This is a genomic window from uncultured Microbulbifer sp. (genome assembly GCF_913055755.1).
GTDB lineage: Bacteria > Pseudomonadota > Gammaproteobacteria > Pseudomonadales > Cellvibrionaceae > Microbulbifer.
This window is the reverse complement of sequence record NZ_CAJXKH010000093.1, coordinates 1-14,982: the sequence shown is the minus strand read 5'-3', so window position 1 is coordinate 14,982 and position 14,982 is coordinate 1. Positions and strand designations below refer to the sequence as shown.

The 14,982-nt window shown below is 60.7% G+C and carries 11 protein-coding genes and 1 pseudogene; 6 read left to right on the top strand and 6 right to left on the bottom strand.

Annotation, left to right across the window (positions count from 1 at the left end):
• Window positions 1-2,516: FAD-dependent oxidoreductase (locus QZ511_RS13880; protein WP_295803209.1), on the bottom strand; the 2,516-nt coding region annotated here is incomplete at its 3' end.
• A gap of 42 nt (window positions 2,517-2,558) precedes the next feature.
• Entirely contained in the window at window positions 2,559-3,134 is a 576-nt protein-coding gene (locus tag QZ511_RS13875) for an LON peptidase substrate-binding domain-containing protein (protein WP_295803207.1), read from the bottom strand.
• Between the two features lie 177 nt (window positions 3,135-3,311).
• Between QZ511_RS13875 and QZ511_RS13870 the strand changes: the two genes are divergently transcribed.
• The 4 genes from QZ511_RS13870 to QZ511_RS13855 all read left to right on the top strand — a co-directional run bounded on the left by QZ511_RS13870 (window position 3,312) and on the right by QZ511_RS13855 (window position 7,375).
• Complete coding sequence (locus QZ511_RS13870; RefSeq protein WP_295803206.1) at window positions 3,312-4,223, top strand: neutral zinc metallopeptidase; 912 nt, start codon at window positions 3,312-3,314, stop codon at window positions 4,221-4,223.
• A gap of 93 nt (window positions 4,224-4,316) precedes the next feature.
• On the top strand, window positions 4,317-4,598 hold the full coding sequence (locus QZ511_RS13865) for a peptidylprolyl isomerase (RefSeq protein WP_295803205.1): 282 nt from the start codon (window positions 4,317-4,319) through the stop codon (window positions 4,596-4,598).
• A 188-nt stretch (window positions 4,599-4,786) separates the two neighbouring features.
• Entirely contained in the window at window positions 4,787-6,814 is a 2,028-nt protein-coding gene (locus tag QZ511_RS13860) for a hypothetical protein (protein ID WP_295803203.1), read from the top strand.
• Complete coding sequence (locus QZ511_RS13855) at window positions 6,815-7,375, top strand: hypothetical protein (RefSeq protein WP_295803201.1); 561 nt, start codon at window positions 6,815-6,817, stop codon at window positions 7,373-7,375.
• 84 nt (window positions 7,376-7,459) lie between these two features.
• On the opposite strand, the gene QZ511_RS13850 is transcribed toward QZ511_RS13855, so the two are convergent.
• Complete coding sequence (locus QZ511_RS13850; protein ID WP_295803199.1) at window positions 7,460-8,476, bottom strand: aspartate carbamoyltransferase; 1,017 nt, start codon at window positions 8,474-8,476, stop codon at window positions 7,460-7,462.
• A gap of 107 nt (window positions 8,477-8,583) precedes the next feature.
• The gene (gene sbcB, locus QZ511_RS13845; protein ID WP_295803197.1) at window positions 8,584-10,023 is read right to left on the bottom strand and encodes an exodeoxyribonuclease I; all 1,440 of its coding nucleotides are present in this window, start codon (window positions 10,021-10,023) and stop codon (window positions 8,584-8,586) included.
• Window positions 10,024-10,164: 141 nt separating this feature from the next.
• Between sbcB and argS the strand changes: the two genes are divergently transcribed.
• A complete protein-coding gene (argS, locus tag QZ511_RS13840; protein ID WP_295803196.1) occupies window positions 10,165-11,901 on the top strand; it encodes an arginine--tRNA ligase in 1,737 nt (578 codons plus the stop codon).
• Between the two features lie 17 nt (window positions 11,902-11,918).
• Here argS and QZ511_RS13835 read toward each other — a convergent pair whose 3' ends face one another.
• Both QZ511_RS13835 and QZ511_RS13830 read right to left on the bottom strand, forming a co-directional pair.
• Complete coding sequence (locus QZ511_RS13835) at window positions 11,919-12,146, bottom strand: hypothetical protein (RefSeq protein ID WP_295803195.1); 228 nt, start codon at window positions 12,144-12,146, stop codon at window positions 11,919-11,921.
• A gap of 165 nt (window positions 12,147-12,311) precedes the next feature.
• Window positions 12,312-14,060 (bottom strand): diguanylate cyclase, encoded by a 1,749-nt coding sequence (locus QZ511_RS13830; RefSeq protein WP_295803194.1) that lies wholly within the window; start codon window positions 14,058-14,060, stop codon window positions 12,312-12,314.
• Window positions 14,061-14,530: 470 nt separating this feature from the next.
• On the opposite strand from QZ511_RS13830, the pseudogene QZ511_RS13825 reads away from it, so the two are divergent.
• A pseudogene (locus QZ511_RS13825) lies at window positions 14,531-14,982 on the top strand (glycine dehydrogenase (aminomethyl-transferring)); the annotation flags it as partial.

Sequence of the window (14,982 nt, the reverse complement as noted above, 5' to 3'; positions counted from 1 at the left end):
AGCTCGGGAAAGACGCTCAGCATCATGTCCCTCAGCCGCCGCGCGCTCTCGCGCTCGGGCAGCACGTTGAGCGAGGCGCGGCCGCCGAAGAGGATCCGCTCGCCCCAGGGGTCCGGGCGAAAATATCCATGTGTCGCGCGGGTTTCGACGATCATGTTCCCACCAGGAAACAGTGCGCCGACCCGGTTCTCGCCCATCGGCTCGGTGGCGATGATGGTCGAGGGGATCGGCACAAGGCGCCGGGCGATATCGGGAAACGGTCCCGCGCCACCCCCGGTATAGCCGTTCCCGGCATAGACCACCTCCGACGCCCATGTCTCGCCGCGGCCGTAGCCGATCCGCCAGGCGCCGGGCGCCCCCGCGATCGCAGTAACCGGGCAATGGTCGACGACGACCGCCCCGGCCTCGCGCGCCGAGGCCAGAAGCCCTGCATGGAACAGCGCCGGGTGCAGGCCGCCATGCTGCGGCAGGTAGAGCCCGCCGTGGTAGAGGTCCGTCGCGATGTGCCGCCCCTGCGCGGCGCGCGAAACCACCTCGACCTCCATGCCCAGGACCGGCGCCTCGGCCTCGGCCCAGCGGGCAAGCCCCGGCGCGGGCTGTCGCAGCAGGCGCGTGGCAATCCAGGCACACAGGGCGGAACCGCCGTAGGTCCACAGGGACCAGTGGGTATCGGCGGTATAGGTGAGCAACCAGGGATTGAGGGTAAGCCGCACCACCACCAGCAGCAGCACGCCCTTCAGCAACCAGCCCAGGGCGGGCACATCAAAGCGGCGGATCACCCAGGCCAGGGAAATCGCCTGAACCGCCAGCGCCAGGGTCAGGCTGGCCTGTTCCAGCCACAGGCTGACCGCCAGGGTGTAACCGAAGTGCCCGGCCACAAACAGCCACACCACGGCCGCCTTCGGCCAGCGCCTGCCGTAGCCAAATCTGCCGAGGAACAGGAATATGGCACCGAAGATGGCCGCCAGCAGGCACCACAGGTAAACCGGCAGGTAATCCGCCGCCAGCAGGTAACCCACCAACAGCGCCAGCAGCGGCGCCATCACCGCCAGTGATGCCCACCAGTAGCGGGCCAGTCCGCGGCGCAGATTCCACAGCGCCATGCCGGAAAACAGCAGCGCTGTAACCGCAAGATAAGTGAGGAAGGCCCCCTGTAGCGCCACCGGCCAGGGTGTCAGCTGCCACTGCCCAACAATATCCGGCGCACGGTCGAGACGCAGCAGCAGCCACATCGCCAGCTGCCCGAGATACAGCGCCCAGGGCACTATTGCCATCGGTACTACTGCCAGCGAAGGGCGATGGCGCGCCGCCAGCAGCAACACCACCGCAAGCGGCCCCCAGGTCAGCAGTGCATGCCCGGACAGTACCGGCGCCAGGTAGCTCCAGCTGGAAACAGATTCGCTGTCGAACCCCGCAACCAGCATCGACACGCACTGCGCCGCCACAATGACCAGCGCACCGGGCAGCAGAAATTTCTCCACCGCCCGCGCCGCCGCAGAGCCGCTGCCCGCACCCCGCAGCAACCAGTCCCCGGGCACCACGCTGTACAGCAGATACGCCAGTACCGCCAGATAGGGTCCGCGCCAGCCGTCTACCTGATTGCCGGTGAGGGACAGCAGCCACCAGCCCAGCGCGCCCGCCAGCATGCCCAGCCACAGCCAGGGGCGGTAGACATAGCGCAACAGCAACAATACCGAAACCGTGATGATCAGGCTGTAAACCAGTGCCCCCAGCAGGTTGCCGCTGCCGGAGGACACCAGCAGCGGCACCGCGTAAGCGCCCAGCATGCCGATGGCCGCCAGCACCGGCCCGTGCAGGCGCGCCAGCCACATGGTCACCACCGCCACTACTGCAAGCAGGCCGAAAGCAAACCCGGGACTGAACAGCTGGTACAGGTGCACCGCGGAGAGCACCGCAGCGAAGGCAGTAATCGCACCACCGCCGGCCAGTGCGGCGAATACCGGGCTGCTGCCACCGGTTTTGCGCCGCATCCATTCCGCCGCCAGATACAGCGCCAGCGCAATCATCAGACCCGCAGCCACCCGCACCTTCGGCCCCAACAGCCCCTGCTCGATGCCGTAGCGGGCGAGAAAGATACCCGCCAGCGCCACACAGGCACCGCCGAGCCACACCATCCAGTTTTCCTGAATGCGATCGAACAGGGATTTTTGCCGGCCGGCGGGGATCGTCGCGGCAGCCGGCACTGTGGTTTCAGGCACTATGGTTTCAGGCATATCGTCCAGCGCGTCCGCCACCCGGGCGAGATCGTCCTCCAGCCACAGATCGGCGGAGGCCTCGGGTTCATTGGCGGGCGGTGGAGATTCAGGGGGCGAAGATTCTGCAGCTGGACGCTCAGCCTTCGCGGCGACCGACCCCTGCCCGGCGTGCAATCGCGCACTCAGCTCCCGCACCTGGGTGCGCAGGCTGCGCACCTCGCTAAATGCGAGAATGCCCAGTATCGAGCCGATAATCACCGTAAATAGCAGCGCTATCCCCAGCAGAGCCAATCCTTCCATGCATCGCCTTTTTGTCTGAGATATTTCGTTGTTGTTGTCGTGTTATTCGTGGGCCCAGCGGTCCAGATTGCTGGCGATACTGGCCAGGCGCTCCAGCGGATCCTGGCTCGCCAGCAATTCCACCCGCGCCGCATCCTCCAGCGGCAGCAGCTGCGCCAGTTGCCAGGACAGCGCCTCGGCAGAGTCCACCGGGTCAAACTTCAGTGACAGCATGGCCGCGTGCTGTTTGAGTTCATTCAGTACCGCCAGCAGGCCATCGCAGTTTTCCGGGATCGGGTGGGCGGCTTCCTCTTCCAGCCATTCGACTTCCGCCATACGCAGGCCGTCTTCCTCGACAAAGGTATCGAGGACGCGGAAGCGGGAGTGCCCCAGGACATCCACGTGCAGCAACCCCTCCTCCCCCTGACTCCAGTCGACAATGCGCACATACAGGCCCAGCGGCCACACCTCTGCCGCCCCCACTTCCTTGCCACTGCGAATCAACGCCACGCCGAACCCGGTTTCCGACTTGAGAGATTCGGTCACCAAGCGCAGATAGCGCTGCTCGAATATGCGCAGGGGCAAAGTAATGCCGGGAAACAGCGCCAGATTCAGTGGAAATAGTGGAATTAATGACAAAGTTACCGTCCAGTCCTGCAACGCCAAAGGGGTATTCGTGCGACAAAGATACCACTGTGAACACACAGACAAGGATAACGTCCCACGGATAAAACAAAAACTGGCGCCAGCTGTTCTAGACTCTATTCAAATGCCATATCAATTGGCATGTGCAGACGTGAGTTGAGAGGTATCACCATGCGCTGGCAGAAGGGTCGCAGAAGTTCGAATGTTGAAGACCGCCGCGGGGAGCGCGCCCCCGGCGGTGGTATGGGCGGCCTCGGCAACCTGCTGGCGCTGGCGCCGTTTCTGCTGCGCAGCAAAAAGGGCTGGCTGATCCTGCTGGCACTGGCGGCGGTCTACTACTTTGGCGGCCACCTGTTTAGCGGCAGCCCCGGCAGCCAATCCACACAGGTGGGACCGGATGGGCAACCCCACGCCCCCGCGCAACCCGGCGCCGACGATGAAGTGGCACAGTTTGTTTCGGTAGTCCTCGCGGATACCGAAGACACCTGGGGCAAACTGTTCCAGCAGGCGGGCTCCCAGTACTCGACCCCCAAACTGGTACTGTACAACGAAGCCGTGCGCTCGGCCTGCGGACTCAGCTCCGCCGCGGTGGGGCCCTTCTACTGCCCCGGCGACCAGAAGGTATATCTCGACCTCAGCTTCCTGAACGAACTGAAAAAGCTCGGCGCGCCAGGGGATTTCGCTTTCGCCTATGTGATTGCCCACGAGGTCGGCCACCACGTGCAGAACCAGATGGGCACCTCGGCCAAGGTGCAGCAGGCGCGCATGCAGTCCGACAAGGTCACCGCCAATCGGCTTTCCGTAATGCTGGAACTGCAGGCGGACTGCTTTGCCGGGGTATGGGCCTATTATGCCCACCGGGATCGCCAGATGCTGGAGCCCGGGGATATCGAGGAGGGCCTGCGGGCTGCAGCGGCGGTCGGCGATGACCACCTGCAACGCCGCTCCGGCCACGCGGTGTCACCGGATGCCTTCACTCACGGCAGTGCCGAACAACGCGCTTACTGGTTCCGCCAGGGGTTCACGTCCGGCGATGTGAACAAGTGCAATACCTTCGCGGCGTTGGCTGGCCAGGGGCAGTAACATTTCGGGAAAAGTTTCACTGGTTGTCGCGCACGGGAGCCACTAAGCTGTGCGCGCTATTTTTACAATTTCCATTTCAACAGGGAGAATCCCGTGGCAAGAGCAACAGCCCGACACATTCTGGTAGAGAGCGAAGCGCAGTGTGAAGATCTGAAAAAGCAGATCGAAGACGGTGCCGATTTCGGCAAGATTGCCCAGCAGTATTCCAAGTGCCCTTCCGGCCGCAATGGCGGCGACCTGGGCGAGTTCGGCCAGGGCCAGATGGTACCCGAGTTCGACAAGGTGGTTTTCACCGGTGAACTGAACAAGGTGCACGGACCGGTAAAAACCCAGTTCGGCTATCACCTGCTGGAAGTTACCAGTCGTAATGACTGACCCCCATTTCTAAATTTGCCGCCGCCGAGACCCGACAAACTGATACGGCGGCGGCAAATACCCTACCAAAAGAAAAAAATCCAACGACTTCCATTTCGTGCACGCCCGTCCCAATTTCAATAGCTCACTTTCGCGCACAAACACTTTGCGTTAGCATCCTCCGGTCTTAAATTTCCACAGACACGGATATGTCTTTCTGCAAACTTACGGATGGTTCCGGAAATACCTACCTGCTCTCTGCGAGCCACTGGATTCAGTCTCCAGCCCCAGGCGAATACGTTGAAGCTGTCGAAGCGCTGGCGCGATTTGATTGCGGTCAACTGTTTGAGGCAGAGAATAGTTTTTTCTTCCACCTGGATGGTGAACTACAACAGCGCTTGTCAAGGCGACTCGGACCCAACTGGCGCGATGCACATGTAAGCAATTCTGTATTGCATCCCGCCCCGGGCAATTCGATGAGCGCCCTGCCGGGCCGCTGGCCGTTGATTCTCGATGCCATTTACCACGGCGATATCCGATTTACAAAAATCGCCTCGGGGTCGACAAAAAAAGATGCACCCCCTGTCGAAGACAACCGGGCCATCCTGCGCGTCAAAATTCGTCAGGCACTGGCCGCTATCGTTGCCCAGGAAAAAGCGGAAGCCGCGCAGCACACCCGCCTGCTCGAACAGGAAACCCGTAGCGGCCGCGCCCTGATCTATACCGGTGCATTCCTTACCGGATTGTGGAACGCGGGTGCCGATTTCGCCCAGTGGCTCAAGGACGTCAACGATGTGCTCAACCCGGTACACCGTACCCTGCGAGGAATCCAGGCGGGCCAGAAGGCACTGCAGCGCAATAGTGAAAACGGGGACAACCTGCTCGACGCCTACCAGCATGAAGTTCTGACGGCAGAAAAGCGGGAACTGGTACAAGTACTCGGCTTTGACCCCAGCAGCATCACCCGGGAACAGTTCCACAAAGCCACCGAACTGGCGGATCTGATCTGGGAAGACCCGACGCTGCAGGCCGATCTGCGGCGCTTCGTCAAAGACTACGTCAAAGCCCAGCACACCATCGAGATCACCGAGTTCTCCGGTGCCGCCGCCTTCGAAGTTCTCTTCACCATATTGCTCGCCGCAGTAACCGCCGGCGCCGGCCTCGCCGCCAGCGCCGCCGCGCAGGCCCGGCACTTTATACGCTTCCGCAAGGTCGGGGATTTGCTGCTGGAGTTTGGAGATCAGGTCAAGAAGATCAGAAGAGCCCGGCATGGTGACGCGGCGGGCAAAGAAAAAGCGGGTTTTGCAGACTTTGAAAGCCACGGCGAAGTTGAGGCCCCCAGACCTGCAGAAGCTCCCGCCAAGGAAGCCAAACCCAAGACTCGCGGCAAAACTGATTTCAGCAAACGCAAAGGTGTACCACCCGCCTCTCTCGAGGATGCCGTCAAACGCCTGAATTCCATGACGAGTGAGATTTCCAGAAACGGCTACCAACCGAAATACACCGACACCGAACTGAAAGCCCTGGCGCAATCCGGAGATGTGTCCCAAGAGCGCTTCCAGGTACGCTTTATGGAAAGCCGTTACCTCACCAATAACGGAGAGCCGGGCATGCTGGGAGCGCCCATGCGCGGAGTGAGCGGCAACGGTGCCAAGTACTGGTCTACCAGTTTCGACCAACTGGAAGACGCCGATTCGGATGCTCGTCTCATATCCGAAAAACTGGGGCTTGACTACAACCCGAAGACAAAATATGCACTGATTGTCATCGACACAGAAAAATCAGCTCCTCTCACCGGGGTAAAAAGTGTTCCCGCCACGTTTGAAAAAGTCAGTAAATTTGCCAACAAAGAGCTGCCTGATGATTTCCCTGAAGGATTTACCGATATCACCATGACACCTGAGTTTCAGGAGCAGTATGCGCAGCATTACCAAGCAGCTGTGGATGGCAAGTTTCTAAAAACTCCCTGGTCTACTCAGACCAATCATTTTAGTGATTATCTAGATACTACGGACCTATCTGACATCACCAAAGAACAGCTAAAACAAAGAATGGCAATGCAAAGCAAGATAGGAAACAACCAATATTACGAAGGAAATGGATTAACCAGGAACAACATTAAGGAATCCGATAACCAGTTCGGTGCCGTGGAAACCCTTAATTTCGAGCGCAAGCCTGTCAACCTCCAGCAGCTGGAAGACGCCGAAGCAATTACCTATGTCTCCAAGGATCTTTAAATGAGCTGGATGCCAAAACCAAAGTACTCAATCAAAAAGCAGTTACCACGAATAAATCTCAATGAGAAACCACCTATAGATGCTATAGAGCTGGCCCGGGCAGATGACCCAAATTGCGACAACACCACCGTCGTTTTTTTTCGACAGAACCAATATCTAAGTGTTCTGATTTCAGATAAAAAACCACGACCACTGAAGAATGGAGGAGAGATATTCTCTTCAACTCAGGCAGATTACCCACTGAGTATGCTCGCCTGGTTTCCCGATGCGCTGACGGAATTCCAAAAGCCGCCCGCAGATGGCGGCATGCATCCTGGGGGTATGACGGGTCACGATGAGGATGTGGATGGGGAAATGCTCTGTATTCAGCGCGCGATGAATGCGGGCCCGGGAGTGGGCGGATATGCCATCATCAACCGGTCAAGAAAAGACCACTCAGTTCAAATGGAGGAGTTTTTTAGGCCGCAGGAAGTCATGTTCGCCGACAACTTCCTCTATGAAGGTGGCCTTCTTGACCTGTTCAAAGACCTGGGTGAAAAATACCGCCGCGGTGAGATCTAACGGCTATGCTCGAAGCGGCGGGAAGCATGTAGACAGGCTCCCCTACCGCCCCAAAAAACATTTAGAAGCGTTCCGACACCACCATCAAATCGGATTCCGCCGCACCTGCCAGGTTACCGGTCGCGCGTAATCGCCCACTTTGTCTTCCACCCCCAGCAACATCGCAAACAGTGCCATCCGCACCAGCAGACCGTTATCGGTCTGGCGAAAAATGGCGAGGCTTGGGTGTTCGTTGAGGTCCGGATCCAGTTCGTTGGCTTCCGCGCGGGAGTCGCGGGGTAGCGGGTGCATGATCACGGTGTTGGGTTCGGCGTGGCGGGTGAAGATGTCGCGATTGAGGCGGAAGCGCCCGCGGTAGCGGTCGGCGTCGGCCTGGCATTCGAAGCGTTCTTCCTGGATACGTGTGGAATAGACAATATCCACATGTTTGATCGAGGGTTCCAGCTGATCGGTAATGCTTACTTGATGCCCGGCTTCGCGCAGTTTTTCCACCACTGCATCCGGCATTGCCAGCTCGCCCGGTGATACCAGTACCAGCTGCACATTCTTGAACAGGCACAACAGCTTGCACAGGGAGTGCACGGTGCGGCCGTGCTTGAGGTCGCCGATCATGGCGATGCGGAAATTGTCCAGGGAGCCGCCCTTGCCTTCCAGTTCCTTGCGGATGGTGTACAGGTCGAGCAGCGCCTGGGTCGGGTGCTCGTTGGCGCCGTCGCCGCCATTCACAATCGGCACCCGGCTCGCGGCGGCGAACTCCGCCACCGATCCGGCCTGCGGGTGGCGCATGCAGATTATGTCGGAGTATCCGGAGAGGACCCGCGCGGTGTCATAGAGAGATTCACCTTTCGCCAGTGAACTGGCGGAAACACCGACGGTCTCGCGCACAGTGCCACCGAGCAGGTTGAAGGCACAGCCGAAGCTGACCCGGGTGCGGGTGCTGGGCTCGAAAAACATGTTACCGAGGATCGCGCCCTCGAGTACCCGGGTGACTTTTTCCCGGCGGGCGTAGGGAACCATGGTATCTGCCACGGCAAAGATGCGGTCGATATCACCGCGTTCGAACTGGCTGACGGAAAGGATGTTGGCGCCAATAAAGTCCATTGCTGCTCCACTTTAAGCACTGATTGCGCCGGGATCACCGGCTGCATTACCGGGCGGCTATTCTACGCGCGGGCCCCCTGGGAGAACAGCCGCAACCGGCAACAGTTTTAGCCCAGCAGGCTATCGCCCCACACCTCGAGCTGATCCAGCAGCTCGCTGCGCTCCGGATACTCCTCCCGCAGCCGCGCAATCTCCTCGAAATAGCCCTCCAGGGTAAGACTGGCCCCGAATGCCGGGTCTGTCAGGCGCTGGTAACGCCAGGTCTCCCAGCGCTGCTGCTCTTCCGCGTTCAGGGTCTCCGGGTAATTGCGCGCGCGCAGGCGGAACAACAGCTCCGGCAGGCGCCCATCGGTAAACGGCACCTCCCCGGCCAGGACCTCGGGCCCGCGACTGGCGAGCGCCCGGTGCAGCTGGCGGCACAGGTCGCGGTCGGCGTCGTTGAGGAAGCCGTCGTAGAGGCGCCCTTCCACGTCCCTTGCGGGGAATTCGCTGTCTACAAACACCTGGTGCAGCTTTCGGGTCAGGTCCAGTTCCCGCAGCCTCTGCCAGTTTGCCTCGCAGGCGGCCTTGTCGATGCCGAGTTCGGCGGCGCGCGCGTCGCCCAGCATATTGCCCGGCGCCAGCACCGGGCACTTGTTCAGATGAATCAGCTTGAGACCGACGGGGAGCTCACCCTCACCCAGCTTGTCGCGGGCAGTGTACAGGCGCTCGCGCAGGGCGTCCGGCTCCAGGTCCAGGATCGGCTGCGGGTCCATGGCCAGGTTGGCGCAGATAACCGCGTTGCGGTTGACCGGGTGCATCGCCAGCGGCAGTACATAGGTGAGGTGCCCGTGGGTGGCGGGCACCTTGCCCGAGATATGCAGCAGCGGCTTGCGCGCCTGGGGGTCGAGCAGCTTTGCCACCTCCTGTTTGCGGCGCCGGTTGTAGACGTAATCGTAGAGTTTCGGCTGCTTTTCCCGGATCAGGCGCGCCATATCAATGGTCGCGCGCACGTCCGACAGCGCGTCGTGGGCGCCCTCGTGGCTGATGCCGTTGGCCGCGGTGAGTTCCTCGAGGCGGAACGACGGCACGTGCTTGCCGTCCGCAGTCTCGCGCTCTGGCCACTGGATACCTTCCGGGCGCAGGGCGTAGGTCAGGCGCACCATATCGATGATGTCCCAGCGGCTGTTGCCGGACTTCCACTCGCGCTCGTAGGGGTCGAGCAGGTTGCGGTACAGGGTGTGGCGGGTGACCTCATCGTCGAAGCGCAGGCTGTTGTAGCCCACCCCGCAGGTGCCGGGTGCCCCCAGTTCGTCGAGAATGCGGCGGATAAAGTCGATCTCCGGCATCCCCTCTGCCAGCGCCACCTGCGGCGCCAGGCCGGTCACCAGCGCCGCCATCGGCTGTGGCAGGCAGTCACTGGCAGGCTTGCTGTAGATCATCAATGGCTCGCCGACGATATTGAGATCCTCATCGGTGCGGATACCGGCAAACTGGGAGGGTTTGTCTGCGCCGGGGTCCGTGCCCCAGGTTTCATAGTCGTGCCAGTAGAGTGTGGTGCCGGACATGTCTCCCCCAAATTCAAGATACGCGGGCCATGTTAACCCAGCCCGCGAGCCCGGCGCAGGTTGCAAAGCCCCCAGCGCACATTAAAATCCCGCGTTCTCCTATATTGTCCAAGAATTCCAAACCCGGATCAGCGCCCACCTATGAATATTCGCCAACAGCTCAACGACATCTTCCAGGCCGCCATGACCGCCGCCGGCATCCCCGCCGATTGCAGCCCGGCCGTAGCCCCGGCCAAGAAAGCCGGCTTTGGCGACTACCAGGCCAATGGCGCCATGGCCGCGGCCAAGAAAGTGGGAACCAATCCGCGCGAGCTGGCGGCCAGGATCGTGGACAACCTGGACAAGGGCGACATGATCGAGAAGGTGGAAATCGCCGGCCCCGGCTTTATCAATATCCACCTGAGCGAGGCCTGGCTGGGCAAGACCCTGGCCGCGGCCCGCGCCGACGAGCGCCTGAACATCGCCAAGGTCGCCGAGCCGCAGACCGCGGTGCTGGACTACTCCCACCCAAACCTGGCGAAAGAGATGCACGTGGGCCACCTGCGCACCACCATCATTGGCGATGCGCTGGCGCGCCTGCTGGAATTCCAGGGCCACACCGTGATCCGCCAGAACCACATGGGCGACTGGGGCACCCAGTTCGGCATGCTGCTGGCACACCTGGCGGACCAGATGGAAAACCAGGACGCAGAAGTGGCGCTGGCGGACCTGGAAGTCTTTTACCGCGAGGCCAAGGTGCGCTTCGACGAGGAAGAAGGCTTCGCCGACCGCGCCCGCGAATACGTGGTGAAACTGCAGGGTGGCGACGCCGACTGCCTGAAGCTGTGGCAGCGCTTTATCGATATCTCCATCAGCCACGCGGAAGAGATCTACGACAAGCTGAAGGTGACCCTGAAGCGGTCAGACGTGTATGCCGAAAGCCAGTACAACGACGATCTGCCGGTCCTGGTGAAAGACCTGGTGGACCGCGGCATCGCGGTGGAAGACCAGGGCGCGATCGTCGCCTTCCTGCCGGAAATGGCGGACAAGGAGGGCAACCCCAGCGTCGTCATCATCCAGAAACGCGGTGGCGGCTACCTGTACGCCACCACCGACCTGGCAGCGATCCGCTACCGCGCCAATGTACTGAAGGCCGACCGTATCCTCTATGTGGTGGATGCGCGTCAGTCCCTGCACCTGCAGCAGGCGTTCACCGTAGCGCGCAAGGCCGGCTACATCGCCGACCAGCAGACCCTGGAGCACTGCGCCTTCGGCACCATGATGGGCGACGACGGCAAGCCGTTCAAAACCCGTACCGGCGGCACCGTAAAGCTGGCGGCGCTGCTGGATGAAGCGGTGGAACGCGCGACCGCGCTGGTAGCGGCAAAGAATCCGGAGCTGAGCGCCGAGGAACAGGCGGAAATCGGCCGTGTGGTGGGTATCGGCGCGGTGAAATACGCCGACCTGAGCAAAACCCGCACCAACGATTACGTGTTCAACTGGAACGCCATGCTGGCGTTCGAGGGCAACACCGCACCCTACCTGCAGTACGCCTACACTCGCGTGCGCAGCATCTTCCGTCGCGCCGGGGTGGAGCCGTCGTCACTGACCGGGGAAATCAAACTCGGCACCGATGCCGAGCGCGCACTGGCAATCAAGCTCAACCAGTTTGGCGAGGTACTGGACCAGGTGGCGAAGGACACCTTCCCCCACGTGCTGTGCACCTATCTGTACGAACTGGCCAGCGCCTACATGGCGTTCTACGAGGCCTGCCCGGTGCTGAAAGAAGGTGTGAGCGAAGAGGACAAGCAGAGCCGCCTGCAGCTGTGCGATCTGGTAGCCCGCACCCTTGCCACCGGCCTCGACCTGCTGGGTATTGAAGTGCTGGAGAAAATGTAAGGGTTCAGTTATGTGGCTCAGGCTCTTTCTGCGGAGAGGGCCTGCTTCAGCAACTGCTGTGCTTTGGCGAGCTCCGAGTCCCGTATCAGCCACAGCTCAGAGTGCCAGTCCAACACGGTACTGTTGGTCTGCGGAGACTCCACCCGGGTCTTTTGCGTGAGCACTGAATATCCGGCGGATTCCAGCAGATTGCACAGGTAACTGCCCAGTAATTGATCGTTAGTGGTGTAGATTTTTCGCGCCATGATGATACTGCTTCCATGCCGGCTTATGGCCGGATTTCCTTAATTTCGCACACCACACAGCCACCTGCACTCGGGTAGATCCAGATAGCATCTGCGGCGGGAGTACTTTTAAAGATAGTCGCTGAGCGGCGCCTGTGACACCGCAAAAAGTGCCAATTGCGCCAATTAGCGCGGTTGGCCGGTGATCAGTTCGAGGTTGGCAACGGAACCCCTGGCCGTTTGTGCATCCTGGGAGGAAGTCAGGGCGGGAAGCTCGGTGGAATACAGCTGGTATTTGTTCTTGCCGTTGCGCTTGGCGTAGTACATTGCGGTGTCTGCTTTTTGCAGTATCCCGGCCAGGGTATCCCCCCGCTCATCAACGGCAACCACCCCCACGCTCATGGTGACCTCCACCAGGTGCTCCACCACCTTGACCGGCTGCGCCACGGTATTGAGCATCTTTTCCGCCAGGGTTTTATAGGCTTCCGGTTCCGGCAGGTTGCGCACAAAAACGCAGAACTCATCCCCGCCCAGGCGGGCAACGATGTCACCGCAGCGCATCGCGCTCAGAAGACGGCGGGCAATAACGCTCAGCAGCTCATCGCCGCCCTGGTGCCCCAGGGTATCGTTGACATGTTTGAAGTCGTCCAGGTCGATGAAGAACAGGTAACCGCGCTCCCGCTCCTGTGCAGACTGCCGCTGCCGCCCCTCCAGATAGTGCTCCAGTTGCTCCATCAGGCTGTAGCGATTGTCGAGCCCGGTAAGGCAATCGTGCATCGCAATCTGTTCCAGCTGTGCGGTCTTGCGGCTCACCATATCGTTCATGTCTTCGAGTTGCTCGCATACCGTCAGCCCGGTGTTGTCGAGCACATCCAGTTCGTCGAATCTGCCGGAGGTTTTGTACACCGGTTCGATCAGGTGGCGGGCATCGGCGAAACGGCCGTTGGTGAGCAGTGGCAGAGCCTCGGACAGGCGGCGCAGGCGCTCGGTGGGACGCCACAGAATACCCGCCACCGCGGCACTGAAAACCAGCGCACCCAGCACGGAAAACAGCAGCAACAGCTTGAGCGAGTCCTTGATGTGCTGAACCTGGCCGGTGACGTCGTCAATAAACAGGAAATAGGCACCCTCTCCGCCCACATCCACGCGCATGGCCTTGATATCGTACTGGCGATTGTCGAATTGCTGGATGCGGGCCGCCTGCAGCCCCTCCAGGTCACTCTTCTCCGCCGCCTGTACCAGCAAAGGCAACAGGCGCTCGCGGGAGGTCAGGGCCAGCACATCGCGCCCCCAGGTGGCCAGATGGGCCGAAGCCTGTTCGGAGCCGGCTTCGCCGCCCCCATCGCGGACATCGGAGATAATGCCGATATCGGATCCGGTCATAACGCGGAAGCGCTGCAGTTGCTGGGACAGCGCGCGGTCAACCTGCAGTACGTAATCCCCACTGTGGGAGTGCATGGGTACCGACAGGCTCTGCTCGCAGGCGTTGTCGCACCTTACCCGCTCCAGCGGCTGGCCCCGCCGCAGCACCTGCTGCACCACTTCCGGGCTGAGATTGGCATGGGGAGCGCCCCAGGTGAGGATGGGCTCGCTGGCATCGCCATAGATCTTCAGGGAGTGCAGGCCCCAGCTGTGCTGCAGCAGCTCCCACTGGCGATTCATCACCTTGCGCAGTTCATCGCGGCTTGAGATGCGGCCGTGTTCGTTGAGGGCGATCATTTCCGCCAGCTGCATCACTTCCTGGCGGGACTGTTGCAGCAGGCCGCTGATCTGGTGCTGGAAACTGAGGTAGCGGCTCTCGCGGTTCTTCTCCAGCAGAGACTGCAGGCTGCCATTGCCCAGCAGGATAAAGAACAGGCACATGGTCACCACCAGCAGCAGCGTGAAAAGGCAGGCCTTGAAGCGAAGAGTGTTGAACCTGGACAGTCGCAGCACGGTGGTGAACCCCTGATTCCCTAGGTACTTCCATTATTCTTTACAAAGTTTGCGCTTTTATTCCCGGGCAACTGTTTATTGCTGCAACCCCCGTGCCGGGAAGGCAACTCTGCTTTTGTTTATTTGGCTAGTTATCCAACAAGTATGGTCAAGATCCCGGCGCCTGCCGGCACCCTCCACCCCACCACAGAATAAAATAACGCCAAGTGCGCTAAAACAGGATATCTGTCACAAATACGCCGATCCATCAGCATATTTTTGACCCACATTGTACCCAATTGCCCGCAATCATTGCGATTGCTAAGATGCGCGCCGGCCGGGCCAGGGGCCACGGGCTTTAGCGGCCCCCTGACCCTCCGGCCAATTTGCTATTTTTTACCGGTACTTTCACGGGCGCTTCCCCCGAGCAGCCGTCTCGGCCCAGCGCCCGCCGGCCGCACACTTTCAGTGTTTACAGGAATCCATCCACTATGACCCAGCCTTCGCTCAAGCAGTTGGAACAACACGACGCTTTTATCCGCCGCCATATCGGCCCGGATACGGCGCAGACCCAGGCCATGCTCGAAACCCTCGGCGTGGCGTCCCTCGACGAACTGATCGAGAAGACCGTGCCTGCCGCCATCCGCAAGCAGGGCGAACTGGATCTGGCTGATGCCGTGGATGAACACGAGGCCCTGGCGGAGCTGAAAGCCCTGGCCGGCCGCAACAAGATCTTCCGTACCTTCATCGGTATGGGCTACCACGACACCATCACCCCCAACGTGATCCTGCGCAACGTGCTGGAAAACCCGGGCTGGTACACCGCCTACACCCCCTACCAGCCGGAAATCGCCCAGGGCCGCCTTGAGGGCCTGCTGAACTTCCAGCAGATGATCATGGACCTCACCGGCATGGAACTGGCCAACGCCTCCATGCTGGACGA

What these genes read in the sequence shown, in the direction of transcription:
- QZ511_RS13870 (WP_295803206.1), top strand. Translation starts at nt 3,312, where the DNA reads ATGCGCTGGCAGAAGGGTCGCAGAAGTTCGAATGTTGAAGACCGCCGC.
- QZ511_RS13860 (WP_295803203.1), top strand. Translation starts at nt 4,787, where the DNA reads ATGTCTTTCTGCAAACTTACGGATGGTTCCGGAAATACCTACCTGCTC.
- QZ511_RS13855 (WP_295803201.1), top strand. Translation starts at nt 6,815, where the DNA reads ATGAGCTGGATGCCAAAACCAAAGTACTCAATCAAAAAGCAGTTACCA.
- QZ511_RS13850 (WP_295803199.1), bottom strand. Translation starts at nt 8,476, where the DNA reads ATGGACTTTATTGGCGCCAACATCCTTTCCGTCAGCCAGTTCGAACGC.
- sbcB (WP_295803197.1), bottom strand. Translation starts at nt 10,023, where the DNA reads ATGTCCGGCACCACACTCTACTGGCACGACTATGAAACCTGGGGCACG.
- argS (WP_295803196.1), top strand. Translation starts at nt 10,165, where the DNA reads ATGAATATTCGCCAACAGCTCAACGACATCTTCCAGGCCGCCATGACC.
- QZ511_RS13835 (WP_295803195.1), bottom strand. Translation starts at nt 12,146, where the DNA reads ATGGCGCGAAAAATCTACACCACTAACGATCAATTACTGGGCAGTTAC.